The organism is Chryseobacterium sp. HMWF035, from assembly GCF_003094695.1.
Taxonomy (GTDB): Bacteria; Bacteroidota; Bacteroidia; order Flavobacteriales; family Weeksellaceae; genus Chryseobacterium; species Chryseobacterium gambrini.
Map to the genome: position 1 here is coordinate 42,302 of NZ_QEHP01000005.1, position 26,985 is coordinate 69,286.

At 35.2% G+C, this 26,985-nt stretch carries 27 protein-coding genes; 10 read left to right on the forward strand and 17 right to left on the reverse strand.

From position 1 onward, the window contains the following. The first annotated feature begins 135 nt into the window (after positions 1–135). The 7 genes from mfd to pth all read left to right on the forward strand — a co-directional run bounded on the left by mfd (position 136) and on the right by pth (position 9,150). Entirely contained in the window at positions 136–3,507 is a 3,372-nt protein-coding gene (mfd, locus tag DD829_RS00700) for a transcription-repair coupling factor (protein WP_108409685.1), read from the forward strand. A 560-nt stretch (positions 3,508–4,067) separates the two neighbouring features. Further along, positions 4,068–4,892 (forward strand): hypothetical protein, encoded by an 825-nt coding sequence (locus DD829_RS00705; RefSeq protein WP_076391673.1) that lies wholly within the window; start codon positions 4,068–4,070, stop codon positions 4,890–4,892. Positions 4,893–4,900: 8 nt separating this feature from the next. Then, positions 4,901–5,713, forward strand: a complete 813-nt coding sequence (locus tag DD829_RS00710) for a hypothetical protein (RefSeq protein ID WP_108411469.1) — start codon at positions 4,901–4,903, stop codon at positions 5,711–5,713. Between the two features lie 3 nt (positions 5,714–5,716). After that, a complete protein-coding gene (locus tag DD829_RS00715; RefSeq protein WP_108411468.1) occupies positions 5,717–6,460 on the forward strand; it encodes a hypothetical protein in 744 nt (247 codons plus the stop codon). Positions 6,461–6,600: 140 nt separating this feature from the next. After that, positions 6,601–7,452: a hypothetical protein gene (locus DD829_RS00720; RefSeq protein WP_076391679.1), complete on the forward strand. Its 852-nt coding sequence runs from the start codon at positions 6,601–6,603 to the stop codon at positions 7,450–7,452. 102 nt (positions 7,453–7,554) lie between these two features. Next, positions 7,555–8,496, forward strand: a complete 942-nt coding sequence (locus DD829_RS00725) for a hypothetical protein (RefSeq protein WP_116547438.1) — start codon at positions 7,555–7,557, stop codon at positions 8,494–8,496. Between the two features lie 90 nt (positions 8,497–8,586). Further along, the gene (gene pth / locus DD829_RS00730; protein WP_108408846.1) at positions 8,587–9,150 is read left to right on the forward strand and encodes an aminoacyl-tRNA hydrolase; all 564 of its coding nucleotides are present in this window, start codon (positions 8,587–8,589) and stop codon (positions 9,148–9,150) included. Positions 9,151–9,198: 48 nt separating this feature from the next. Here the strand turns inward: pth and DD829_RS00735 are convergent, their stop codons facing one another. The 8 genes from DD829_RS00735 to DD829_RS00770 all read right to left on the reverse strand — a co-directional run bounded on the left by DD829_RS00735 (position 9,199) and on the right by DD829_RS00770 (position 15,761). After that, positions 9,199–9,621: a hypothetical protein gene (locus DD829_RS00735; RefSeq protein WP_116547439.1), complete on the reverse strand. Its 423-nt coding sequence runs from the start codon at positions 9,619–9,621 to the stop codon at positions 9,199–9,201. Between the two features lie 175 nt (positions 9,622–9,796). Further along, the gene (locus DD829_RS00740; protein WP_076391687.1) at positions 9,797–10,435 is read right to left on the reverse strand and encodes a carbonic anhydrase family protein; all 639 of its coding nucleotides are present in this window, start codon (positions 10,433–10,435) and stop codon (positions 9,797–9,799) included. Between the two features lie 53 nt (positions 10,436–10,488). Then, complete coding sequence (locus DD829_RS00745; RefSeq protein ID WP_108408834.1) at positions 10,489–12,081, reverse strand: SulP family inorganic anion transporter; 1,593 nt, start codon at positions 12,079–12,081, stop codon at positions 10,489–10,491. A 139-nt stretch (positions 12,082–12,220) separates the two neighbouring features. Next, the gene (locus tag DD829_RS00750) at positions 12,221–12,520 is read right to left on the reverse strand and encodes a hypothetical protein (protein ID WP_087708722.1); all 300 of its coding nucleotides are present in this window, start codon (positions 12,518–12,520) and stop codon (positions 12,221–12,223) included. A gap of 21 nt (positions 12,521–12,541) precedes the next feature. Next, the gene (locus tag DD829_RS00755) at positions 12,542–13,210 is read right to left on the reverse strand and encodes a carbonic anhydrase (protein ID WP_108408835.1); all 669 of its coding nucleotides are present in this window, start codon (positions 13,208–13,210) and stop codon (positions 12,542–12,544) included. Between the two features lie 245 nt (positions 13,211–13,455). Next, a complete protein-coding gene (locus DD829_RS00760; RefSeq protein ID WP_108408836.1) occupies positions 13,456–14,013 on the reverse strand; it encodes a serine acetyltransferase in 558 nt (185 codons plus the stop codon). A 42-nt stretch (positions 14,014–14,055) separates the two neighbouring features. Next, on the reverse strand, positions 14,056–15,204 hold the full coding sequence (locus DD829_RS00765; RefSeq protein WP_108408837.1) for a glycosyltransferase: 1,149 nt from the start codon (positions 15,202–15,204) through the stop codon (positions 14,056–14,058). Next, entirely contained in the window at positions 15,204–15,761 is a 558-nt protein-coding gene (locus DD829_RS00770; RefSeq protein ID WP_108408838.1) for an acyltransferase, read from the reverse strand. Before DD829_RS00770 ends, DD829_RS00765 begins: the two co-directional genes overlap by 1 nt. 69 nt (positions 15,762–15,830) lie before the next feature. On the opposite strand from DD829_RS00770, the gene DD829_RS00775 reads away from it, so the two are divergent. Continuing rightward, the gene (locus DD829_RS00775; RefSeq protein WP_108408839.1) at positions 15,831–16,061 is read left to right on the forward strand and encodes an acyl carrier protein; all 231 of its coding nucleotides are present in this window, start codon (positions 15,831–15,833) and stop codon (positions 16,059–16,061) included. On the opposite strand, the gene DD829_RS00780 is transcribed toward DD829_RS00775, so the two are convergent. The 4 genes from DD829_RS00780 to DD829_RS00795 are packed head-to-tail and all read right to left on the reverse strand — an operon-like array spanning position 16,058 to position 20,168. Then, positions 16,058–16,681, reverse strand: a complete 624-nt coding sequence (locus DD829_RS00780; RefSeq protein ID WP_108408840.1) for a GNAT family N-acetyltransferase — start codon at positions 16,679–16,681, stop codon at positions 16,058–16,060. The genes DD829_RS00775 and DD829_RS00780 overlap by 4 nt on opposite strands. After that, positions 16,678–18,120: an AMP-binding protein gene (locus DD829_RS00785; protein WP_108408841.1), complete on the reverse strand. Its 1,443-nt coding sequence runs from the start codon at positions 18,118–18,120 to the stop codon at positions 16,678–16,680. Before DD829_RS00785 ends, DD829_RS00780 begins: the two co-directional genes overlap by 4 nt. 51 nt (positions 18,121–18,171) lie before the next feature. Then, positions 18,172–19,329, reverse strand: a complete 1,158-nt coding sequence (locus tag DD829_RS00790; RefSeq protein ID WP_108408842.1) for a glycosyltransferase — start codon at positions 19,327–19,329, stop codon at positions 18,172–18,174. Continuing rightward, positions 19,329–20,168 carry a glycosyltransferase family 2 protein gene (locus DD829_RS00795; RefSeq protein ID WP_108408843.1) on the reverse strand — a complete coding sequence of 280 codons (840 nt, stop codon included), beginning with the start codon at positions 20,166–20,168 and terminating at the stop codon, positions 19,329–19,331. Before DD829_RS00795 ends, DD829_RS00790 begins: the two co-directional genes overlap by 1 nt. Before the next feature lie 87 nt (positions 20,169–20,255). Here DD829_RS00795 and DD829_RS00800 point away from each other — a divergent pair, with 87 nt between their 5' ends. Then, positions 20,256–21,026, forward strand: coding sequence for a class I SAM-dependent methyltransferase (locus DD829_RS00800; protein ID WP_108408844.1), 771 nt, complete (start codon positions 20,256–20,258; stop codon positions 21,024–21,026). Positions 21,027–21,051: 25 nt separating this feature from the next. Further along, positions 21,052–22,080 carry an acyltransferase family protein gene (locus DD829_RS00805; RefSeq protein ID WP_108408845.1) on the forward strand — a complete coding sequence of 343 codons (1,029 nt, stop codon included), beginning with the start codon at positions 21,052–21,054 and terminating at the stop codon, positions 22,078–22,080. 205 nt (positions 22,081–22,285) lie between these two features. Here the strand turns inward: DD829_RS00805 and DD829_RS00810 are convergent, their stop codons facing one another. From DD829_RS00810 to DD829_RS00830, 5 genes are read right to left on the reverse strand one after another with little or no spacing between them, the layout of a single operon-like run. Continuing rightward, positions 22,286–23,227 (reverse strand): glycosyltransferase family 2 protein, encoded by a 942-nt coding sequence (locus tag DD829_RS00810; protein WP_108409514.1) that lies wholly within the window; start codon positions 23,225–23,227, stop codon positions 22,286–22,288. Continuing rightward, positions 23,224–24,054 carry an FkbM family methyltransferase gene (locus DD829_RS00815; RefSeq protein WP_108409515.1) on the reverse strand — a complete coding sequence of 277 codons (831 nt, stop codon included), beginning with the start codon at positions 24,052–24,054 and terminating at the stop codon, positions 23,224–23,226. Before DD829_RS00815 ends, DD829_RS00810 begins: the two co-directional genes overlap by 4 nt. Before the next feature lie 10 nt (positions 24,055–24,064). Then, entirely contained in the window at positions 24,065–25,138 is a 1,074-nt protein-coding gene (locus DD829_RS00820) for a hypothetical protein (RefSeq protein WP_108409516.1), read from the reverse strand. Next, positions 25,131–26,081, reverse strand: a complete 951-nt coding sequence (locus DD829_RS00825) for a glycosyltransferase family 2 protein (protein ID WP_108409517.1) — start codon at positions 26,079–26,081, stop codon at positions 25,131–25,133. The genes DD829_RS00820 and DD829_RS00825 overlap by 8 nt, the downstream gene beginning before the upstream one ends. Then, positions 26,078–26,983, reverse strand: a complete 906-nt coding sequence (locus DD829_RS00830) for a GT-D fold domain-containing glycosyltransferase (protein WP_116547440.1) — start codon at positions 26,981–26,983, stop codon at positions 26,078–26,080. Before DD829_RS00830 ends, DD829_RS00825 begins: the two co-directional genes overlap by 4 nt. Positions 26,984–26,985 lie beyond the last annotated feature (2 nt).

Genomic DNA, 26,985 nt, shown 5'->3' on the forward strand with positions numbered 1-26,985 from the left:
CAATTTTAAGGAAAATGTGTGCCTATAAAACTTTATTCAGCATCTTAAAGAAAAATATTTATCCTTATCTTTGTAAGGCTTAAACGGTTTCGGAAAACTCCCGAAATCGCTTTTGTCGTTTAGACCAAATTATCTATGCAATTAAAAACCATTAACGAAAAATTTCTTCCCGAGCTGCTTCTTAAAGAATTCGGAAAAGAGATTTTCTTTCAACTGGAAAATAATCAACATATTTCTGTAAAAGGAAACGCAGGATCTTCGGTTTCTATTTTTGTTGCCGAGCTGTTTCTTACGCAGAAGAAAACCATTCTTTATATTCTTGATGATAAGGAAGATGCATTGTATGCCAATACGGAAATGGAAGATCTGCTGGGAAAAGAAAAAGTGCTTTATTTTCCCGCGACTCATCTGGAGCCGTATCAGGTTGAAAAAACGCAGAATGCCAATCTTGTCCTGAGAACTGAAGTTATTAATAAAGTTACATCCGGAAAATCTCCTCGCGTTATCGTTGCGTATGCAGGAGCGCTGTCTGAAAAGGTTTTAAAAAAGGAAGATTTTAAGGCGATTTCGCATCATATAAAAGTAGGCGATCAGCTGGATTTTGATTTTGTGGATGAGCTGCTCAATCATTACCATTTCCAACAGGCGGATTTTGTTTCAGAGCCGGGAGAATTTTCTGTAAGAGGGGGAATTGTGGATGTTTTCTCGTTTTCCAATGAAAAGCCATACAGGATCACATTTTTCGGAAATGAAGTGGAAAATATTAAAACCTTTGATATCGAAACCCAGCTTTCGATTGATAAGGTAAAAGAATTTCAGTTGGTTTCCAATATGAATTTTACGGTGACGGGAAGTAGGGTTTCTTTGTTGCAACTCTTGCCGAAAGAAAGTTTTGTAATTTCCAAGAACGGAATTGTAGGAATGCAAAGGCTGAAAGCTTTCTACGAAAAATCATTAGAAAAATATGAAACATTGAGCAAAGATATTGCGCACAGATCTCCGCAGGAGCTGTTTATTTCAGATCAGGAATTTCTTTTTGATTATAAAAAATTCAAAACCGTAGATTTTGGAAGCGTTCCTATTGAAGGACTGATTGAATTATCCGAAATAAAAATTGACCAGACTTCGCAGCCATCTTTTCATAAAAATTTTGAATTACTGATTGAAGATATCGAGGAGAAGCAGAATGCAGGTTTTGAAACATGGATCTCATTCTCCACCGAAAAACAGAAGGAAAGGCTGGAATCTATTTTTGAAGAGCTAGAACACCAGCTTCCGTTCAAAAGTTTTAAATCTGAACTTCATGAAGGTTTTGTGGATAACGATCATAAAATTCTGGTCTACACCGATCGTCAGATTTTCGACCGTTACCAGAGATACAAGGCGAAAAATACATTTGCCAAATCGGAGCAGCTTACCCTGAAAGATTTAATGTCTTTGAAAATTGGTGATTATATCGCTCACATCGACCACGGAATCGGAAAATTCATGGGACTGGTAAAGGTGAATAACGACGGAAAAATTCAGGAATGTTTTAAACTGACGTATAAAAACGGAGACTTATTATATGTAAGCATTCATTCTCTACATAAAATTTCGAAATACAACGGTCCGGAAGGAAGAGAAATTGTACTGAGTAAACTCGGATCGCCAACGTGGAAATCTTTAAAGCAGAAAACAAAAGCAAGGGTAAAACAATTGGCTTTTGATTTAATAAAATTATACGCTCAACGAAAATCTGCGAAAGGTTTTGCCTACACTCCGGATTCTTATCTTCAGAATGAGCTTGAAGCAAGCTTCCTTTACGAAGATACTCCGGATCAGGAAAAAGCCACCATCGACGTTAAAAAGGATATGGAAGCAGATACGGTGATGGATCGTCTCGTTTGTGGAGACGTAGGTTTCGGTAAAACGGAAGTTGCGATTCGTGCCGCGTTCAAAGCGGCGACAGACGGAAAGCAGGTTGCTGTTTTGGTTCCCACCACGATTCTGGCGTTTCAGCATTACAGAAGTTTTAAGGAACGATTGAAAGATTTTCCGGTGAATGTAGCGTATGTAAACCGTTTCAGAACAGCCAAGCAGAAATCTGAAACTCTTGCGGCTTTAAAAGATGGGAAAGTAGACATTATTATAGGAACACATCAGTTGGCAAGCAGCTCTGTAAAGTTTAAAGATTTGGGATTGCTGATTATTGATGAAGAACATAAGTTCGGAGTTTCCGTAAAAGATAAGCTGAAAACTTTAAAAGCTGATGTTGATACTTTAACATTAACGGCAACGCCAATTCCAAGAACCCTTCAGTTTTCTTTGATGGCGGCAAGAGATTTATCCGTTATTAAAACCCCTCCGCCAAACAGACAGCCTGTTGAAACACATTTGATTGGCTTTAGTGAAGAGATTCTTCGTGATGCCGTTTCTTATGAACTTCAGCGTGACGGGCAGGTTTATTTCATCAACAACAGGATTGAAAATCTGAAAGATATTGCAGGACTGATTCAAAGACTGGTTCCTGATGCGAGAGTGATTACGGGACACGGACAGATGGAAGGAAAACAGTTGGAGAAGAACGTTCTGGATTTTATGGAAGGGAAATATGATGTTCTGGTTTCTACCACGATTGTGGAAAGTGGAGTAGACGTTCCGAATGCGAACACCATATTTATTAATGATGCACAGCGTTTCGGGATGGCAGATCTTCACCAGATGAGAGGCCGTGTCGGGCGAAGCAACAGAAAAGCATTCTGTTATCTTATTACGCCGCCTTATGATATGATGACTTCCGATGCCAGAAAACGTCTGGAAGCCATTGAACAGTTTTCGGATCTGGGAAGCGGTTTCCAAATTGCCATGAAAGATCTTGAAATCCGTGGAGCCGGAGATTTACTGGGAGCGGAACAGAGCGGGTTTATTAATGAAATGGGGTTTGAAACTTACCAAAAACTGATGCAGGAAGCTTTGGAAGAGCTGAAAGACGATGAGGAATTTGAAAATCTTTTCGAAAATGAAGAAGAAAGGAACAAATTGTTTAAAACGACAAAAGACGTTAATATTGATACCGATCTGGAGCTGATGTTGCCGGACTGGTACATTTCAAATACTGAAGAAAGATTACTGCTTTACCAGAAACTTGCGGAAATTGATAGCGAAGAAAGTCTGACGAAGTTTGAATCTGAACTGATCGACCGCTTTGGGGAACTGCCGAAAGAAGCTGTAAATCTATTAAAAAGTGTAAGCTTAAAATGGCTTGCTGCAGATATAGGTTTTGAAAAGATTGTCATGAAAAACGGTGTGTTTCTGGGATATTTTCCGGGAAATCCTCAGGATAAGTTTTATCAGACCAATAAATTTAGAACCATCATTAATTATTTAACGAAAAATCCTAAGGAAGCACAGCTTAAGGAAAAGACCGGAAAGGAAGGCAATCAGCTGATGATGAGAAAGGATAAAGTAGGGAATGTGGATGAGGTAAATGATCTTCTGAAAACAATTCTGAAGAGTGATGTGTAATTGATTGCATTACCTGATATATTTTGCCGTGTTGTTGTACAATGCGGCATTTTTTATTCGGTATTCTGAAAGGTAACTGACAGACAGTGCTTTACAATGGCAATGTTAAGAAAACTTAACATTAAAAAAAGATTAAAAAAATTACCGATAACATGATTTTTGTCGTGTTTTTGTTTTTCTTACTGATCGAAAAAATTGGAGTAAAAAAGTGATTTATTTTAGTCTTAAAAATTTATAAACTCTTCTATTTATCACTGTTTGTGGATAAATTTTTTAATTGGTAATTGTTTTTCCGGTTTATGTAACTGTTTTTATGTTAATGAGATATATTTTTTTTGAAATACTGAGACTTTCATAAAAATCAGCCTGTCTAATTCCTCAATTAGAGACATTAATATGAAATTTTATTCAAAATAACGGTTACCCTAACAGTTGTTAGTAGTAATAATTCTACTTTTTATTGAATGCTCACTATGTCGTAATTATTTAATTTCTATCAGTTTACGTATTTCTACTCTACTTTCTGTATATTTTTTTATTTATCTTTGCAGTCCCTTATTATGAAAAAAACTATATATAGCTGTGTAGCCGGATTATTATTTTCTGTTACGGCTTACGCTCAGGTGGGAATTGGTACAAGTACCCCCAATGCTGTTCTCGATGTAAACGGGAAAACCACCTTAAGAAAAGAATTAAGAGTAGGAGGTACTTCTACTACGCTGGGTAATCCCGGTTTGAACGGACAGGTCCTGGTTTCTCAGGGTGAAGGTCTTGCACCAAACTGGAGATCGATCAATGTTACCTTTATGGAAGAAGGTCAGTATAAACTCATCAACTCGTATTTATCTTCCGATCAGGTGGGAATCAGTACGCTTTCTAACGGTGTTGCTGCAGACGGAATTTATAAAAATTCTGTCGGAAACGACATTACAGATGTTGCGAACGGGAAATGGGTAAAAATTGCCGGTCTTGAGAATAATTTCACCATTAAAAACGGAAGAAACAGGCTCACGTATCAGTTCCAGACAGGAATTGAAATGAAGGCTCCGGCTGCTACGACTTCTCAGAGTGTTACTTTTGCCTGCGGTATATTCCGAAACAATAAGCTGGTTGCGGTACGTCCGGATAAAATTACCTCCAACAACAATACCGAGAAAGGAGGTTTTCAGGATTATATCTTCACGCTGAACTATACGGAGCAGAATGTTCCTGTAGGTACACAGAAAATTGAGGTTGCCTGCAGAAAAATTGAATCTTCAGATGTCAATACTCAGTTTACCATCGGAAAAAATATCTCGAATTCAAATTCAATTTCCAACGCATTCAATCTTGAATCCGATTTTAAAGTGGATATTATTGAATATGTAACGTATAAAAGTAACTAATCTCACCAATGAAAAAAATATTTTTAATTTTCTGTATTTCTGCAGGAATTCTATCTTCTGCGCAAATTGGTATCAAAACTCCGACTCCAAAATCTACACTTGATGTAAATGGTGATGTTAATCTCAGAGATAAATTGTCTGTTTTCAATCCTACAGATAACAGTATTTCTCAGGGAAATAACGATCAGATATTGGTTTCTCAGGGAGCAGGAAATCCTCCAATATGGAAATCACTCCGTATTCCGGAATATGAACCCAATAAATTTTATTTAATTTTTAATAATTCCTTTTCAGATAAGACAGGGGTTACATTTTCCAGTACAGAAGAATCTAGCAACGGTGCAAGCAGATCTACGACTCTGGTAAAAGATACAGATTACAGCAGTCTTAATCAGTTTAAAAAAATAGCTTCTTTATCGCAGCCATTCTTTGTATACAGTACAGAGAGTAAAACGTATTTCCAGTTTGAAACGGTGGTTCAGGCAGATTTTCCGGCAAATACTTCTCCGGATATTTCCATAGATTATGCGTGCGGAATTTTTGTAGATGATAAACTGGTTAATCTCAGACAGAGAAATCTGAAGGCAAGTAGCGCATCCAGCACATTTATTACGCATAACCAGATCGGGATGGTACAGAATCTTTCAAAAGGACAGCATACGGTAAGTGTGGCGTGTTCCAGATTAAAATCTTATAACACTTCGGCAAATTTAGGTATTGGAATTAACGTAGCCAGCAATATTGACAGCTTTATTACCCAGTCTTCGCTTAAGGTAGATGTTTATGAAATACCACAAGTATTTAATTCAATTTTAAACTAAATCATGAAAAAAATAGCTTTAGTAATATTTTCTGCATTCTCAATAGGATATTATGCCCAAGTCGGTATAAAGACCACAACTCCTGTAGGTTTGCTAGATATCAACGGGGATCTGAACGTCAACAGAGAGATGAGAATGGGCGGAACAAACACTGTAAAAGGTTCTGCCGGAGTAGCCGGAACAATGTTTCATAATAATTCTGAACTTGGGGTAAATGACTGGAAGAGCATAAAAATTGCAGACGGACAAGGGAGTATGGCTTTATTTTCCATGAATACCGTTTCGGATCAGACAGGAGCCACTTTTAGCGGTGCTAATGGTTCTACTTCTCCTTATACTGAAAATTCAGCAATTAATTCTAACTGGGTGGTACTTACGGGGACTCAGGATACGTATTCGGTAACCAATACAACCAATAAAGTAGTTTTCACGTTTCAGACTACGGCACAAAAAACCAATAATTCGAATTCTTCTTCAGGATTTGCCTGCGGAATTTTTGTAGATGATGTTTTAAAAGCTGTGAGAACCGATGTTTTGATCGGGACAGACGGTTCTTACAAAATCTATAACATGAACGCAACGCTTACGAATGTAACTCCGAAAAACAATTATAAAGTGAAGGTTGCCTGTACAAAAAGGAATCTGAACAGCGGAACTCTGGGAATAGGAACGGCAGTGAATACAACCTTTCTGAATTCCGATATGTCTCAGTCTGTTTTAACAACGTCTGTTTTGCAGCCTTATTAAAAACAGATTATTTTTCATAAATTAGAATCTAAAAGCGAAAGTTTTTAGATTTTTTTATTTTAAAGTGATATTTATTTAATGATTTTAAGGCTCTGATAGGAGAAAATAAATTATATTTGACGGCATTAAAAATTAATAATATGACCAAAAATTACATCCTGTCCACTTTTGCTGCAATTGCCCTTGGTTTTGTAGTTTCTTGTGACAATACAACGGAAGATCCGCCGAATCAGAACAAGAATACAACATCCGGTACTACGATTACAGGACCCAGAATTTTATCTAAAGTAAACAATGGGACAAAAGATCTGGAGGAGTATGTAACTACAGGAGGCGCGCTTTCTCAGGTTTTTATCAGGGATGCCGGATCCAGCAATACGCTTACTTCTACCGTAACCTATTCAGGAACCACTATTTCTCAGATAAAAATTCAGGATAATGTAACTCCGCACGTTACGGATAATACATACGCACTTACGTATACAAGCGGAAAATTATCCGCATTTACAATGGATCAGACCGTTATGGGAGTGGCTAATCACAGTGATTTTACAGTATATTATGATGCGAACGGAGCATTATACAGGATTGTTGAGAAGAAAAAAATGGCAGGAAGTACTTCCTATACTCATTATACGGAACTTAAATTTACCTTTTCGGCAAATAATATCGTAAAAGCAGATTACACCACGATGTTGATGAGCGGAGGAACTCCTACTGCTTCCACAGCATCTACCACTTCTTACCTGTATGAAAATTACGATACTAAAGTGAACCCTTACACTACGCTTCCGAAGGAATATTTTATGGTATCTTCCACTATGACGCAGCTTAATGCTTATATGCTGTCTTCCAACAATGTAGGGAAAGTTACGATACAAAATCCTGCAGGAGCTGCCATTTCTTATCCTAAAGGGTATCTGTATGATTCACAGAATTATCCGGTTTCAGATCAGAGTCAGACAATTAAATACATCTATAAACCGTTATAAGAAGAATTATCTTTTAATAGTTTTATGATAATATGAATAAAAACGTGATTTTTATTCAAAAAAAAATTATATTTGTGAAAAAATAAATAATCCCCTATTGGAATGAAACGACTTTTTTATTTTGTTTTACTATTGGTAGGTATTTCTACAATTCATTCTTGTAAAGATTTATTGGATGAAGACGGAAATCCTCTGGTGGATATTAATGACAATACAGGACTGAATGGTCCGAGAGCTTTATACAGAGAGATCACAGACTCAGATACTTTAGCAACCTACTATTACAATGGTCTGCAGTTATCGAAAGTAGTAACTGACAGTATGAACTCTACTACAGATTTAGCATGGAGCGGAGACAAAGTAAGCAGAATAGATTTCAAAGGATTTTTGGATCTTAACGGAAACGGAAAATTAGATAAAGACAGTGTTATCTTTACACAGCAGTTTACTTATGGAAGTACAGGAAGAATAGAAACCATTTCAGAAAACAGATCTTTCTTCAAGAGAAGTATTACAGCTCCATATACTCCTTTAGTACCGGGACCACAGACGCTTTATAAAAAGACAAAGACACTTTATACCTTAAAGTATGCTGCGGCAACGGCTAAACTGGATTCAATTATCATGAGAAACGGACCTGAAGCTTCAGGAACTCCATTTGTATATACCTCTTATTCAAAAACGAAATATGAATACGCAGGAGATAATGTTTCTAAAGTAACAAGAAATTACGGACCAATGGGTTCAACTGGTTCGTTTGGATCTCCGACAACTAAGCTAGGATATGAGTTTACAAACTATGATACGAAAATCAATCCGTTTACTTTAATTCCGAATGCGTACAAAATTTCAAGACTGTTATCCACGGAAGCGAATGATGTAAAAAGCTGGATTTTGTCACCAAACAGCCCTCAGAGATATTCCGTTACGGATTTAGGAACACCAATTCCTACACCGGTTGTATTCTCCACGAATTACAACTACGATGCACAGACTTATATGCAAAAAGGTTATGGTGTAAATTATATCTACAAACCATTGTAAAAATTTACAATTAAAATAATAAAAAACTCAATCTTCATGAAGGTTGGGTTTTTTTATTTGAAATCCTTTAATTTTGCAAAAAATTTCTCAATGAAATATTTAATAGTCGGTCTTGGAAATAAAGGCGCAGAATACGAAAATACACGTCACAATATAGGTTTTAAAGTTGCAGACAAATTAGCAGAAACCATGGAAGTTTCTTTCAATACCACCAATTTCGGCTGGATGGCAGATGGAAAATACAAGGGAAGAAGAGTCTTGGTCCTAAAACCGGATACTTATATGAATCTTTCCGGAAACGCAGTTCGTTACTGGATGCAGAAAGAAAACATTCCTCTGGAAAATGTTCTTATTGTAACAGACGATCTGGCTTTGCCTTTTGGAACCTTAAGGATGAAAGGAAAAGGTTCAGATGCAGGACATAATGGACTGAAAAACATCAATGAAGTATTGCAGACACAGAATTATGCCCGTCTGCGTTTTGGAATTTCTGCCGATTTCTCGGAAGGAAGACAGGTAGATTATGTTTTGGGAATCTGGAATGAAGAAGAAAACGAAAAACTTCCGGAAAGAATTGAAAAATTCTCCAAGGCGTGTCTCTCATTTGTATTCGCAGGAATCAACAATACGATGTCTGCATTCAACGGAAAATAATTCTCAGAAAATAATATGTCAAAAACCTCTGGAAATGGAGGTTTTTTGTTATTTGTACACCGCAATATCTTTTATGATCTTCTTTTCGAAAAAGTTTCTTTCATTAAGCGTAAAACGATAATTATGTTCCTGCTCAAAAAATTCTATCGGAGTTACAGGAGCCGTGTCGGCTTTCCATTTAATCACAAAACTTACTTCATTTGAAGAATTTACCTCTTTATCTGAAAACCTGAAAATTGTACTCGGAAGAGCATTTTCCTGATCTTCTTTAATGTCGGATTTTGCTTTCTTAAACTGAAGCTGCGTCATGTCTTTCAGCAATAAAGAAAAAGGTTTTCCAATGTATTTTTGCTTATTGGTTTCAAATTTTTTGGCATATGCTAAAGTATCCGAAACTGGTTTTTGAGCATTTAAAACCGTATTAAGAAATAAAAAGAATGTTACCCCAAATATATTCAATAGTATTTTCATGAAAAGAATAAAATTTAATGATCAAAAGTAAGATTTTATATACTTTGGTAATCATTTTCTTTGAATTTTTTCTAAAACTGTTTAAATAAAACAAAAGACCACCGAAATCCGATGGTCTTTGCGATTGTACTCTTAAAGCTAATTTCCAATCAATTTATCTAAACTATAACATTTCTTATGCTAACCAGGTTACAACGCCTGTTTCTACATCATAATTGGCTCCTACGATCTTAATTTTTCCTTCCTCTTCAAGTTTTCTAAGGGTAGAACTCTGCTTACGGATATCATCAATCGCATTAATTACGTTATGCTGATTCAGTCTTTCCAAAAGATCTGCATTGGCAGAAGAACGCTCTTCTCCTTCTTCGATAATATCGTTGATGATAGGGTTGAAATGATTGATCAGGTGGTTAAGATTATCCATTCCCAAACCTTCGATTTTTGCTGCATCAAGACCACCTTTTAAAGCGCCGCATTTTGTGTGTCCCAATACTACGACAAGCTTTGAACCTGCAACGTTACAACCGAATTCCATAGATCCTAAAATATCCTGATTAACGAAATTTCCCGCAATTCTGATGCTGAAAATGTCTCCCAATCCCTGATCGAAGATAAGTTCTGCAGAAGTACGGCTGTCGATACAGCTTAATACTACCGCAAAAGGCCATTGTCCTTCACGGGTTGCGTTTACCTGCTCCAAAAGATCTCTGTTAGCCTTTAAGTTATTTACAAATCTCTGGTTTCCTTCCTTTAAAAAGTTTAATGCTTTTTCAGGAGTAATCGTCGATTGCGTTTCGGATGTATGTGCTTTCATATAATTTTTATTAAATTGAATTTTTTAAAAGTATAAAATTTATTGTTTTGAGCTTACATTGCTCTTTTATGCGTAACTAAAATGTGAGATTCTTCGTCTCTTTCATAATCTCTGTAAGACGTTTTAAATCCTAACAATTCAACCGTAATGTCTTCTTCTTTTGCACGGATATTGGCAAAATCCTGAATCATTTCCAGAACATCGGTTGCTATATAAGATGTTTCTCTTGCATCAATAATTACTTTAGAATTCGGTTGAATGTTTTTCAATGTTTTTTTGATAGCCGCTTTATTCAGGAAGGAAACTTCTTCCGCCAGTTTCATTTTTATTTCATCTGCATCATCCAGCTTTTCACGGCTTAAATAATAAGCTCTCTTCATATTTCCCTGAAGAATATAGAATACTGAAATAGCAAGACCTATTCCAACGCCTTTTAATAAATCGGTTGCCACAACAGCCACCACCGTTGCAATGAAAGGAATGAACTGAAACTTTCCTAAATGCCAGAAATGTTTAAATGTAGCAGGTTTTGCAAGTTTATAACCTACCATAATTAATACTGCTGCCAAAGTCGCCAGTGGAATTAAATTTAAAACCACAGGAATCGACAGAACGCAGATCAGCAATAAAATTCCATGAATAATGGCCGATAATTTTGAAGTCGCTCCCGAATTGGCATTTGCCGAACTTCTTACCACCACAGAAGTCATCGGAAGTCCTCCAATGAATGAACTTATTAAATTTCCGATTCCCTGAGCTTTTAATTCCAGATTGGTATCGGTAATTCTTCTCTGTACATCCAGTCTGTCGGAAGCTTCAATACAAAGCAGGGTTTCAATAGAGGCTACAATAGCGATTGTTGCTCCTGCAATCCACACTTTCGGATTGGTGAATCCGTTAAAATCCGGCATCGTCACAAGATTTTTAAAATCATCAAAAGACTGGGGGACCGGTAAGGAAACCAAATGCTGGGTCTGGATTTCCAATGAACTTCCTGTCATTTTAAAGATCTGGTTCAGGATAATTCCTGTTACAACGGCAACCAAAGCTCCCGGAAGCATTTTAATCCTTTTAAGAGCCGGAACTTTGTCCCAGGTAATCAGAATCGCTACCGAAATTAAGGTAATAATGATCGCACCCGGCTGAATCGCTCCGAATAATTCTGTAAAATATCCGAAATTAAGACCATTGTCGAATATAGATTCGTGTCCTTCATAATCCTTATCAAATCCCAAAGCGTGGGGAATCTGTTTCAGAATAATGATGATCCCGATTGCGGCAAGCATTCCTTCGATAACGTTATTAGGAAAATAATTGGAAATACTTCCGGCTCTTATAAATCCTAAAATCAATTGCAGCAATCCTGCAATAATTCCGGCACAAAGGAAAAGTTCGAATGCGCCAAGATCTGTAATGGCAGTTAAAACAATTGCCGTTAATCCCGCAGCGGGACCTGAAACGGAAATATTGGAATTACTGATGGATCCTACAACAAGACCTCCGACAATTCCGGCAATGATTCCGGACAAAGGCGGGGCTCCAGAAGCCAATGCGATCCCTAAACATAAAGGAAGCGCTACTAAAAATACCACGAGTCCTGAAGGGAAATTCTCCTTAATTCCTCCGATTAATGATGTTTTTTTCATGATGAAAATGCTGTGAATAGTGATCTGTTTTTATGAACAGACCGTTGTAAAGTTTGGAAAATGTAATTTTTAAAGCACGTGTTTATTCAATATCAATGGTATGACAAAGAATAGCTATCAAAAAAATCTAACGGTAAAATTACGCTTCCGGAGGCGGAGAAAATATGGTAAGTAATGGAGACAGATGAAAAGAATCGTCTATCAGTACAAACGATCTGTCTTCCAGTGAGGGTTCATAAAACTTCAGATAATCGAAAACATCCAGAGTTTTAGGAAGTGTTTTTTCGTAAACTATAAAAGTTGAGGGGTGGGAATGTGGCTCTTCTTCATTAATTACTACATTGGTTCTTGTAAGATCCCAACCGAAAACTGCGGCAATACTCGGTAAAGCCGTAAAGTTGAGAAAAAACAGTAATGTAATAATACTCCAGAGTTTCATTTTACATTCTTTATATAAAAATTATTTGGTCTTTCTGCTCATTACCCAGTCTGAGCTGGTAAGGTTATAAATTTTCTGGATATCTTTTAATATTTTCTCAAAATCGATCTCCAGATCGATGATTTTTCCGGTTCTCAGATCGAAAACCCAACCGTGAACTACTGGATATTCCTCTAAAATATATCTTTCCTGTACACACGCCATTTTGATAACGTTAATGCACTGTTCCTGTACGTTAAGTTCTACCAGTCTGTCGTAGCGTTTGTATTCGTCTGTAATAGAATCCAGTTCGGCCTGATGCAATCTGTATACATCACGGATGGTTCTTAACCACGGATTCAGCAATCCTAAATCCTGAGAAGTCATCGCAGCTTTTACACCTCCGCAGTTGTAATGTCCGCAGACAATAATGTCTTTTACTTTAAGGTGTTCCACGGCATACTGAATAACGGCTGTAGAACTCATATCCAGAGTATTCACCACATTGGCAATATTTCTGTGGACAAAAACTTCTCCCGGTTTGGCTCCCATCAGTTCTTCTGCAGTCGCGCGGCTGTCTGAACATCCGATATAAAGATAATCCGGATGCTGGGTCTTGGCAAGATCGTGAAAAAACTCCGGGTTTTCCGCGATTTTAGACTCTACCCATTTTCTGTTGTTTTCAAAAATAGCTTTGTACGACTGTGACATAAGAGCTTTTTAAAGGATTAATTATTTATTTGGTTTAAATTATTTTCAAAATCAATAGACCAAATCGATAATGATACAAAAATATAATTTTTGAAGAGATTCTAAATACTTTTAACAAAGTTTAATATTAAAATATGCTTAAAATCATAAAAGAGATCATTAAATTATGTTTTTTTATATGGTTTGATGATTCTATGATAAAATTACAAACAATTTGATGATGGTAGCTAAAATATTTTTATTTATCAGATCTTATTATTAATATACCCTTCAGTTGCGTTTTCGGATTCATAAATTTTTGCCGGATTGCCCATCACGACAGAATTTTCAGGGACATTAAAATTTACGTAGGCATTTGGCGCGATAAGAACATTGTTTCCGATGGTAATTCCTCCCACGATAACGGCATTGGTTCCAATCCATACTTCATCTCCAATGGCTGGAAATCCCTGATTTTTTCCACGATTCTGCTGTCCGATGGTTACGCCTTGTGCAATATTGCAGTTTTTTCCGATTTTAGCATTGGGATTAATCACAAGACTTCCCCAATGTCCCAGATAAAAACCTTCCCCGATTTCTGTTTCGGGATAGATCTGGAAGCCGTACTTAATCTGATAATGTCTTAAAACCAGTTTCCAGAAAATATTCAGCAACGGCGTTTTTAGATATTGCTGGCTCTTTCTTAAAACATAAATAAAATGAAGATTCGGATTGATGCATTTTGCCCAGATCTGAAATGGAGAAAGCCATTTTCCGCTTTCCCGGTAAAAATCTTTTTGAAGAATGGAATAGTTTTCTGCCATACCACAAATGTAATAATTCTACAGGTTTAAATTTTTAATCAGTTACAATTCATCCACAATAGAAATAATTTTGCTTACGGAATTTTTCAGATTAAAAGGAATTTCATAATTCATAAGTCTTTCCGGATATTTGTTGAAAAACTCAGGTTCAGATAATGCTTTCTTCATTCCGTTATAAATTCCTTCTTCAGAATTTTCCACAATGAGACCCAATTCACCATCGTTTAACATTTCATTGGCTCCGGAAACTTCAGTAGAAATAATTTTCTTTTTCAGGGTAATGGCTTCAAAAAGAACAGTCGGAAAGCCTTCGTATCTTGAGCTTAAAATATAAAAATCAGCATTTTTAAAATAAGGATAAGGATTGTCTGTAAATCCTAACATGGTTGCTGTTTGATCAACACCAAGCTCAGATTTTAATTTTTTAATGTTTTCAAAATCATATCCGTCGCCGACGATTAAAACTTTGTGCTGAAAACCTTCATTCAAAAGTTTTTTATGAATTTTCAATAACCTGTCGAATCCTTTTTGTGGAAAAACAGTTCCGACTGAAATAAAGGTAGGAACATCCTGATCAAACTGATAGTTTACAACTGCAAGGTCTGCTTTGGCGAGAAACTCTTCGGTGTCTAAAGGATTGTAAATCTTTACAATTTTATGTTTTTCAGTCTCACTTTTAGCTAAATCATGAAAAAGCTGCTCAATTTTTTCAGAAATCACCATGATTTTGTCAAACCCAAAAAACTTACGGATCTCATCATTGGTATAGCCTTTCACCTGTGAAAGATCATTGTGAATCCAGACGATTTTTTTTGAACTTTTTAAAGGAGATCCTAAAATTTCATCCCGCATTCCATGAATGGCAGCGAACTCTATGTCGTACTGCTTATTCTTTAATTTACCCTTGTAAAGAAGATTCGGGAATTTTTTAAGGATCTTTTCATGGATTACACGCGCTGCTTTTCTGGGGATTTCATGAGGACGGTTGGTCGTAATCATTTCGCCTTGATGAAGATGCAGAATATTGATCCAGCCGGGAACTTCAGGCAGATATTTTCCTGAATTCAGATTCAGCAGCAAATCAATCTCATACTTATCGGAGGGCAGATTTTTCAAAAAAGTCACCAAAACTTTTTCTGCTCCGCCATGACGCAGAGAGCCTATACGGATGAGAATTTTCTTTTTAGGCACTATCTTGTAATTTTGAATTTCTCAGGCAGATTTTGAATGAGCCAGTGGTTTAATTTTTTTCGGTCTTTTTCAAGATCAATAGGATAATCTATTGTTGTCTTCTTCAGGACATCGGCATAATCTTCAATCTCGCAGATATATTTTGCGGGATTTCCTGCATAAACAGTGTTTTCGGGCATGGATTCAGATAAAACAGAATTAGCTCCCAAAACACAGTTGTCTCCGATTTCAACATCCTGCAGAATGACTGAATTGCTTCCGATTGCACAGTTTTTTCCCACTTTTATTCTTCCGAAATTTCTTACACTTTCGTAGCCGGTAAGCTTTCTGATGTTAATAGTTGCTCCGGAATGCGTTACAAAAGTCACTCCCGAAGCGATTCTGGTTTCATCACCAATTTCTACAAGAAAAGGTTCGGAACCAAAGGAAACATTATTTCTTACCACCGCATTTTTGCCCAGCTTCAAACCATTATTAACCGAAACCTTGAGATAAATAGAATGCTGAATATCCTGAATAGTGGTAAAGATTTTATTTAAAATTTTATAAATCATCATAGTAAAACAAAAATAGAAATTATTTTATAAATTTGCCTGTTCTAAATAATTAACATAATTACAAACACAATGAAGATCGAGCAATTTTGTGACCTGCTGAAACAAGAGTTAAACGAAACAACCGATATTACTCCGGAAACTAATTTCAAAGAATTAGAGAGTTACGGCTCTTTATCTGCTGTTTTGGTTATGCAATTGATAGAAACCCATTTTAACGTTAAGCTCAACCCAAGAGGTTTCAGAAGTGTGAATACAGTACATGATCTTGTAGAAACTATTGGCGCCGAAAAATTCAGTTAATTCTTAATATTTTTACTCAGCAAAATCTTTTTTACATCAGGGAATATTTGATTTTCGGGACGGTCGATTATCAGAGTTTCTTTTTTGGTAAACCCCAATTTCAGATAATATTTTAATGCATCTGTATTATTTTCCAAAACATTAATATATATCTTATCTGCATTATTGTTTTCAATCTGGTATTGTATTAACCTGTTTGCAATACCTTTATTTCTGAAATGATCATCCGTGAAAATATATTCAATAAAGTATTTATTTTCTGAATAGGTTTTTATATCCGGTAAAGTCTTTGCATTTTTTATAAATGTGTCTAAATGATTTTCTTTTAAATGGATTGGGAATAATTCTCCTTTGTTTTGGTAATAATTTGCATCTGTGTGAATAAGTGCGCACATTCCGGCAGGTTGACCATCAAGCTCTGCAATTGTATACGTATTTAATGAAAGCTCCGTATCAAAATTTTCTTCGTCCAAAAAAAACTGTTCCAGATAATGGTAAGCAGTCTCTTTATCTGTCTCAAAAAGATTGCTGAAAGTATTGCCTTTTCCTGTGCTTTCAATGGCAAAAATTCCTTTAATGATGAATGGAATATCTTCCTTTTTTGCTTTTCTTATGATCATGAAAGTAATTTTTTTAGTTCGTTTCTGTCTATTTTTCCAGAAGTATTAGTAGGAAATTTCTCTACTGTAATGATTTTGGAAGGAATGCAGTAATCAGGCAAATTCTCTTTCAGATGTGTAATAACCGATTCTTCACTGGAGTTAACATCGTTGATGAATAGGACAAGATGGTCATTATCGGCTTTATCTTTATGTATCACAGCTACACTGATTGCATTTTGCAGTTTTTGGTTGGCAAAGTATTCAATCTCTGCCAATTCTAAACGGAAACCGTTGATCTTTGCCTGAAAATCTATTCTGTTGATATAAAAATAATCTCCGTCTTCATCTTTTAAACACCAATCTCCGGTTTTATAGAATACCTGTCCGTCTTTTTGTATAAAGGTTTCTTTCGTTTTTTCTTCGTTTTTCCAGTAAGCCTGTGTTAAAAATTTTCCCGATAATAAAAGTTCTCCTTCAGTGGCATTGGCATCAGAAAAATTCATATGGGTACTCTCCATTGATTTTCCAATGCTTATAATTCCCTTTTTTGCTTTTACAGGATGCTCCACTTTATAACTGCTGCAGAAAATTGTATTTTCCGTAGGTCCATAAACATTGTAAACGGCTGCATTAGGAATGAAATCTTTCCAGCCTTCAATTTGCTTCACGAGTAATGCTTCTCCGCAAAATAGATTTAAGCGTAAACTTTCATTTTTTACGGCAGGATCCAGATAGGGAATAATTAAATTTAAAATACTGGGAACCATTAAGGCCACAGAAATTTCATTAGCTTCCAAAAGATCAAGAATCTGTAGAAATTTTGTTTCGTTTTTGTGAAGTCCCACTACTTTAGCTCCATTTAAAAAAGGAATTAGATAGCTCATCACAGAAAGATCGAAAGTAAGCTCAAACATCTGCAAAACGTTATCTTCACAGGTTAACCTTCCAAAAGTATGATGGAAAGATTCTGAGAAATAATAGAGATTTGAAAATTGTATGGGAACACCTTTTGGGTTTCCTGTACTTCCTGATGTAAAGAGGATATAAGCATTATTTGTTAATGCAGATTCTTTCGGAGGGACAGGTTTGGTTTCAAATGTTTTTTTTGTATCAATTATATTGGTTTTAAAATTTTCCCCAGTTTCTGCAGAGCTTAAGATGGTATCAATATCTGCTTGCTGTATAACATTTAAATTTTTAGTTAAAGGAAAATCAGGATGTATGGGAACGTATGTTTTTCCCTCAAACCAAATGGCCAGAATGGCAGCATACATGTAAACGTCATCTGTAAGATAAATTCCGATATTTTGAGAATTTACATGGTGAAGCTGATGCCGGATCTGATCTGTTATGTTTAAAACTTCCTCATAGGAAAAAGTCTTATCTTCAATCTGAAAACACTCTCGGGTTTTATGCTTTAAAAATGATTGGTATAAATTTTCTATAAAATAATTCATCGAAGGATATGGGTGTGCTGTTATATTTTTCTTGAAGGTACTATTCTGATCTTATTTTTTAAGTAGAGATTCAATAATTTCTTCTACCGTGTCAAAGATTTTTTTATTGTCGAAGCGGTCTTCAATATTTTTTAAATTCGCCTGAATATTGGCAACCGTATTTTTATTGGTGAGAAATTCTTTTATTCCATTATACAGGCCTTCTTCGGAATATTCGGTAAGATAGCCTGTAATATTATGGTCTATCATTTCTGGAATTCCGCCAACATTGGTCGCTAAAATCGGCTTTTGAAGGATTAATGTTTCTGCAATAATTAATGGCCATCCTTCACTTTCAGAAGGCATAATGTAAAAATCAGCATTTTTTACAAAAGGATACGGATTCATTTGCGTACCAAGAAGCTTAAATGAATTTTGAACACCCAGTTCTTCTATCCTTTTAGCCAGAACTTCATAATCTTCGCCATCACCAATGATATGGATGTTGTGAATAAAGCCGTCATTCAAAAGTTTTTTATGGGTTTCCAGCAGTTTTCTGTATCCTTTTCTGAAATGAAGCCTTCCCACAGAAACAAAAGTAGGAACGTTACCAAAATCAACAGGAAAAGATTTAGCTTTAATTTTTAGTTCTTCAATCGGGATGGCGTTAAGCACAACTTTACCAGGAGGAAATTTTTCATCCGGAAATTTTTCATCCAGTGCATCTTTACATTGTTGAGAGCCATAAATAATATAATCAAACTGCTTCATATTATCAAAGATCTCTTTACGATAAGGATCAAATCCATCCAAAGTTAAGTCGGAATGAAGCCAGGCGATTTTCTTTGAATTTTTATTGGTAGAATTTAATACCGCTTTATAGATCGAATAGGTGGTTGCAATTTCTACATCATATTGTTCCCCCAAAAGCCTATCTGCAATTTTGGGATCTTTTTCTGCCTTATTCAGTTTCAGTTTTCTTTTTGCCAACTGAATTTTCTGAAGAAACGAATTTTTTGAGAAGTCTTCTTTTCCGTCTGTAAGGTATACTTTTCTTACATGTTTCGGAAACTCATTTCTGAGTTCTCCCTGATTGATATTTAAACAAATGGTAAAATCAAACTTATCTTGGCTAAGATTGTGGAACATACTTAAAACTACTTTTTCCACACCGCCCATTTCCATAGAACGATGCCTGAAAAGCACTTTTATTTTATTATTTTTCGTCATTAACTAAAGATTTGTTGAGCAAGTATGATCAGTTTCTTTTTTATTCTGAATGAAAGGGAATTCTGATATTCTAAAAGTCTGTAAATTTCCTGAGAACTGTTGTACTCTTTCGGGATTGCTTTTCCGTTTATGGAAGATAACTTTCTGCGTTTCATGGTATTGAAAATGACTTTGGCAAAATATTCCCTCGATTTGGGGCGGTTGTCATTTTGAGAAATACCTCCGGAATGAAGCCTGTAAAGATAATTTACCTCGTTAATAAATTTTACCTTACCTTTTTCATACATTTTTAAATATAAATCCTGATCTTCAGCAATCTTCATTTCCGTGTTCATTTTTTCCGTCTGATTATAAATGCTCTTTCTGAAACACACGAAATGCACAATATTTACAGGGCAGTTGAAAAAAAACGGACTGTTATTAATAACCTGCTGAGCGATTTTAGGAACCTCCAGAATTTTCAGATTTTTATCACATTTTGCAAATTTGCTGTAAGTAAGAACAACATTTCGTTGCTTTTGAAAAATTTTTATGCTTGAAGAGAGCGCATTCGGTGTAATAGCGTCATCAGGATCTACAAAGCCGCAAATATCACCTTCCGCCAGTTCAATCAGTTTGCTTTTTGTGATTCCTACACCGCTGTTTTCTTCATTTCTGTAAATTTTAAAACGTTCATCACTGCCGGTTAATTCTTTAATTACCTCCACGGAATCATCTGTAGAAGCATCATCCAGAATAATCGCTTCCCAGTTTTTATAATCTTGTGCTATAATAGAATCATAGCATTCTTTAAAGAATTTTCCATTGTTGTAATTGGCAATCAGAACAGAAAACTTCATCTTATTGTGTTAATAAATTTTTACAAAGATAATTATATCCTAAAGATAACAGAAAAATCTTTATTTTTGTGGCTTAAATTTAACACAGTGAGCGAAATATCCAGAGTTCTCAAAACGTTTATAGCCTATCTTAAAAGACCGGATCTTTACCCTGAATTAGGGCGTAAAATTGTAAAAAATACCGTAAACCGGGGAAATGCCTTTAAAGGAAAAGAAAAAACAAATTCCTGGGCTGCCTCCAGAGCGGTTTCTCAAAAGCAGGCGGTTTCCCAGCTTTTCGGGATCGATATTGATCCTTTTCAGAAAGATTTCGCTGAAATTTTAAAAGATTCTGAAAGAAGACAGAATGAATGTCCGATTAAAATGGGAGGAGCGGGAGCTTTAGAACTGATTTATTATTCCTGCGAGTTTACCCATGCTAAAAATGCAGTGGAAACCGGCGTTGCGTATGGATGGTCTTCTTTGGCAGCATTACTTTCCTTAACTAAAAGAAACGGAACATTATACAGTTCGGATATGCCTTATCTGGCGCAGGATGGCGATCAGTATGTAGGATGTATTGTACCTGAAAGTCTTACCTCCAGCTGGAAATTATACCGTTTTGCGGATAGAGAATCTCTTCCTAAAATTTTTGCTGATAACGCATCTTTTGATGTAGTGCATTATGATTCTGATAAGAGTTATAATGGGAGATTCTGGGCTTACAACGAGCTTTACCTGCATTTGAGAAAAGGTGGAGTTTTCATTAGTGATGATATCGGAGACAATTCTGCCTATCAGGATTTCTGCGAAAAAAACAACATCGAAACTACAGTAGTAGAGTACGAAGGAAAATACATTGGTGTTTTTGTTAAATAAAAACTTTTAAGTGTATTTTTGATTCGTGAAAATTAGTCAGATTACATTTACAAGATTTCTTGCAGCCCTAGCAATTGTGATTTTCCATTATGGTGAAGGTGCTTTTGTTTATAAAATAAAATATATTTCGGAGATTTTTGCTAAGGCGAATATTGGAGTAAGTTATTTTTTTATTCTTTCGGGATTTATAATGATTGTTGCGTATCATTCCAAAGAAAAAATAAATTACATTGATTTTTACCGCAACAGGGTCGCAAGAATTTATCCGCTGTATGTAATCGGACTTATTCTATATTTATTTACACGATCTCAGGAAACTGCTTTTTTCCCGATTATTGCATATTTGTCTGGTGTTCAGAGCTGGCTTCCCGGTAAAGCTTTAATTTTGAATTTTCCGGGATGGTCGATTTCTGTAGAGTTTTTCTTTTACCTGATTTTTCCTTTTTTGTATAATTATATTTACTCAAAAAATTATAAATTCATCTGGATTACTGCTGTTCTCATCTGGATTGCCACTCAGGTTTTTTGCAACTACTTCATGTTTTCAGGATTGTATGAAGGAAGATTTTCCAAAAGTCACGATTTTATTTCTTACTTTCCGTTATTGCATATTAACGAATTTTTAATCGGAAACCTTGCAGGAATATTTTTTGTTAAAAATTTTAAACAGAAAAACTATGACTGGGCGATATTTCTGGTTTTCAGTTTAATATTATTTTCCCTGCTGTTTGTACCTCTATATTATCATGATGGATTAATGGCTGTATTTTTTGTTCCGCTGATTGTTTTAATCTCTCTGAACAATGGTTTTTTAACCAGAATAATGTCTATAAAGCCTTTGGAATATATGGGAGAAATCAGCTATGCCATCTACATTGTTCACATTCCTGTTCTGTTTATTTTAAGGTCGTTTTTGTGGGATTATTTCAGAATCTATGATAGAAGTATCATCTTTTGGATCTATATTCCTGTTTTAATAATTATTTCAGGCATTTTTTATCAATTGATAGAAAAACCCTGCAGAGATTATTTAAAGAAGATAAAATTCGGATAATATTACTTTTGCGATAAATGAGCCATACATATTGCTTATATTTAAAAAGAAGAATTAAAATTATCTTAAAAAAGTAATTATTTACTTTGATTTTTCTTCAAAAGCTGAAGATTATATTTATACAGATGCAAACCATATGTACAAAGAATCCGGAAAAGTTTTTACCTCACAGATCGCGGATTCTATACTTATAAATTCGAAACATTTAAAATAAATATTCTCTGAAATTGATATTATAAAGTCCGGAGCGAATGCTTCTGTAGTCTGTAAAAAGATACTTGGTAATCATTCCCCATTTTTTAAACGTTGGAGCAAGAGCTATTTCGTAGCTTCTGTGCATTCTTTTGATGTGTAATTTTATATCTTCCGGAATGGTGTTTTCCTTCTGTGCCCATTCGTTTACTTCTTTCCACAGCAGAACCCGGGTTATGGCAGGATTTACTTTTTTAGAATCTACTGCTGTAATTCTGTTACTCTCGTGAACGCCTCTCATGGCAACCGCTTTATCGAGAATTCCCGGATAAAGCTCAAGATAATAAGATGATCTGAACAAGAATTCTGTATCCTGATGAAGCCTTAAATGCGTTTTGAAAAAAGGATTGAGCTTTCTGACCATAGACTCTCTCCTGATCGTTAAACAATCGATACTGAAAAGCCCAAAGCTTCCTCTCATATTGAGCTGACCCGGAAAAACGTCTCTGGGATCGTGCTTCTTATAAACGGTAGTTAAATTATCCTTAAAAAGACTGTAATACTGTTCTTTTGCTTTTTCAGAATAGTAATGAACTCCTAAAGCACCGTAAACACCTTCTACTTTTGGATCTTTAAATAGTTCTTTTTCGGCATCAAAACGGTTGGGCAGATAATAATCATCTGCATCCAAAAAAGCAATAAAGTCTCCGGTAGCTTTTTCCAGTCCTAAATTTCTTGTTTTTCCCGCTCCGTGATTTCCTTTGTCGGGATGCTGAAAAAGCTTTACCCGATCATATTTTTCTGCTAATTTTTCACATACTTCTAAAGCATTATCAGGAGATTGGTCTTCAATTAAAATAACCTCATATACTTCCTCAAACTGAAGAGCGGATTCCACAGCCTGAGTTACATATTTTTCGGCATTGTAAACGGGAGTTATGACGGAGATTTTCAATTTAGATCTATGTTAATTGGTTTTATAATCCAGTTGTCCTGGAATACATTTGCAAAATCACTTTTCTGAATAATTTTATTATGTACTCTGCTGTATATTTCAAATTTATTATCATTGAAAAAATTGTACAGATCTTCAGGAGTATAGGAACCTTCCTCAGAAATCCACTGTCTGTCGTATTCCAGAAAAATTACAGGTCTGTTTTTCAGGATAATTTCCTTATTTCCAAGAATTACTACTGCTTCATATCCTTCAACGTCTATTTTCATGAGATCAAAACGAGTTTCCCCAATAATGTTTTCCAGGGTATCTGTTTTTACGATGATTTTATTGGTATGCTCATTGGCTCTGTCTATAAAAGAACTTGCTCCCGCATGATCCTCAATAAAATTGAATTCCTTAGTTTCTTTTTTATTGCTGATTCCGAGATTAAAAGTTTTTATATTCTGAATATTATTTTTAGCAATGCTTTTATTAAATTGTTCATATACTTTGGGGATAGGTTCAAAAGCATATATTTCCTTACAATATGAACTTAATATCAAACTGTGCTGACCGATATTTGAGCCAATATCCAACATTGTTTTGCCTTTATTCAGCTCGTTATACATATCATCGATAATATCTTTTTCGTAAATACCATTCTTAAAGATCATCATATCTACATATCCGAATTTTCTGTTTAGAATAATCTTGGTTTCTTTTTCTCTGTATTTTATGGTATACGTGGTAACGCTGTCGAGGTAAGAGATATTGAGTTTTCTTTTAACAAAATTGAAAACTCCTTCTTTAAATAGGACATTACTAAATTTTTTTACTGTATTCATGTTTATAATTTTATCGGATAAATTTTATGCTTCTGTGTTCCGCCTGTAAATATATAAGTTTTTTCTCTTCGATGCTTTTATTAAGGCGTTTTACCAGAGCTTGCGGAGTGAGATAGTCGCTATAATAATCTAAAACATTTTTTCTCATTGCAGCAATTTCCTGCTCCTGAAAAGTGAAAATTTCGTCTTTAAGAATTTGTTCTAAATGATTAAGATCTTCAAATACAATTGCATTCATTTTATGCTGAAGATTAGGATACATTACCTCAGCATATTCTTTTTGTATGAGAGGAATGGTGCCAACTGACATTGCTTCAATCACGTTATGACAAAGCGGCATTACGACTCCGGGACAACATAAATAAAAGTTGAAATAGGAGAGTAGTTCCCGGATATCCTCCATTTTTATAGGATAATTTTCCTTGATCGCGAAAACATATTTTTCATCTAAATTCTCATTTGAAGAGACGATATCATTTTTACCATGAATAGAAACAAAGTTCTCTTTTTTCTGAAAAAAATCTAAAAGCGCAACCCGTGTTTCCACTGTAAAAGCAGTTCTTTTGATATCCAAATAAGCTTTAGCATCAAAATTTCCATAACAGAAAATAGAATTGAACCTTTTTCTGTCAGTATCCACTTTATGGTTCCATATTTCTTTATTATACATGAATGGATGAAAACTCATAGGAATATGAAAAGCATTTTCATCAATATTCTTATGCTCGAAATAAGTGGAAAAGTAATCAGGACTAAACATTTCATCGTTTATTTCGATAAAATTTTCAGGAAGATTTTTTTTGTGAATGCTTAAAAAGTTTTTCTCCCGGACAATAAGTCCTAAATAGCGGTCTTTATTTCTTAAATTTCTGAATCTTGCAAAATTCATAGGATAAATAATGTTGTATCCTGAAAGTTGATAGAATTTAACCAGCAAATAAAAAAAACGATGGTATAGATTCGGGTTTTTAAAATTGATCAATAAAGTTTTGTCCTTCTTCGGCGGACTGTAAGATTTTAATTTCACATAAGCCAAAGAATCGCTCACAAGCCTTTTGATCTGGTTAATTTTTGTATTAATCATGAGGATTGTTTAAAGCATGAAACCGATATCTTGTTTTCAGAAATTCCGGATTTTGTAGTGCTGTAGCTAAAAATGAAAACCATTTTTTTAATCCCTTCTGATTCGCTATTTTGAAGCTGAAATAATCTAACGCTATTTTTTTTGCGTATTCTTTTTCTAAAGAATTGGCTTTGCTCCACAAATAAACTGATTCACTGTATAGCAAACTGTTTTTATAAAATTTTGAAGAATAAGGCTTTATCTTGGTAATTCTGTTGTCATCATGAATTCCTCTCATGGCAATCGCCTGATCGATAATTCCGGACTTTAGATGACAGAGATATGCCAGTTTAAGATTGAAATCGGAATCCTGATGTACGCGGAGATTTACATTAAAACGAAGATGAACTTTGTCTAAAGCAGATTTTCTCACTGTTAACGTATTCAGATGAAAAAAAGAGCCAAATGTTTTTGAAGTTAAGCCTAGTAAACCTCTGAAAACCTCTCTTCCTTCCGCAGGATAATTTACGGTGGTAAGATTAGATTCTTTAAATTTCTGCTGAAATTCCTGTTTGCCTTTTTCCGTTAAATATTCCACGCCAATTGCACCAAAAACACCATCGATTTTTGGATCTTTGAAAAGTTCTTTTTCCGCATCAAAGCGATTGGGAAGATAATAATCATCCGCATCCAGAAATGCTGTGAAATCGGCGGTTGATTTTTCAATTCCTAAATTTCTTGTTGCTCCTGCGCCATGATTTCCTTTGTCAGGGTGTTGAAATAATTTAATTCTGGAATTTTCTGAAGCAAGTTCTTTGCAGATTTCCAGAGAATTGTCTGTAGAACAATCCTCTGCCAAAATAATTTCTATTACTTCTTCAAATTGCAGAGCAGATTCCACCGATTTTCTTAAAAATCCGGAAGCGTTATAAACGGGGATGATAACAGAAATATTCAGGTTCATTCTTTTATTTCTAAAATGATACTTTCTTGATAAGGTCGAGCAAATTCCTCCGGAATATCGAAGGATTCCTGGCTTTCCGCTTCATTAACATGACGTCCTTCGATCGCAATTTTTTCCGTAGCTTTTCTCAAAAACCAGATGTATTCAATATCAATATGTCCGATATCGATTGCCCAATAATTGTCTTTAGCCAGATCGTAAGCCAAAATCGTTGCGGAGGGACCTAAAGCCGCCAAAATAAGTCTGTCTTTTCCAAATTCCGCTGCTGCATCAAAAATTTTATCATAACATCTGAATGCATTCTTTTCGGGACAGATAATCCTTTTAAGAGAAGCTGCATTTTCAAACAGATCATTTCCTACACCCAGTCTGGAATATCTTCCCTCAATTATCAGGATATCTTTTTTATCCCATATCTTTTTGAGAGATTTAATGATGTCTAAATTCCTTTTTTCAGATTTATCTTCATAACCGAGATAAAATCTTGTAATGAATGAATTTCCGTAGGTTTTGTTTTTATCTAAAAAAGGAGAAACTCTGGAACCGTAATTATTAATGAATTTTTTCCACCAATATTTTGTAATAATATCAAAAGAATGTACTGTAGCAAGCGGTTCAGGAAGACATACCAAGTGGTTTTTGAGATCTGAGGCAATCACTTCGCGCATTTTTTTCCGGATTATTTCGCTGTTTTCCTGAAATTCCAGTTCGTACTGCGGAAGCATCAATCTGAATTCTCCATCTCCAAACCTGCTTACGGAAAGTTTGTTTTTAATAATATCATCAATAGTATCTTTTATATTCAGAATACGGAAAGACGGAAAGTCTGCACGAAGCTTTCGGGTATTAAAAAGCCACTGATAATAATAGAAACGGGACGTAATTCTTTTTTTCAGACTCATGA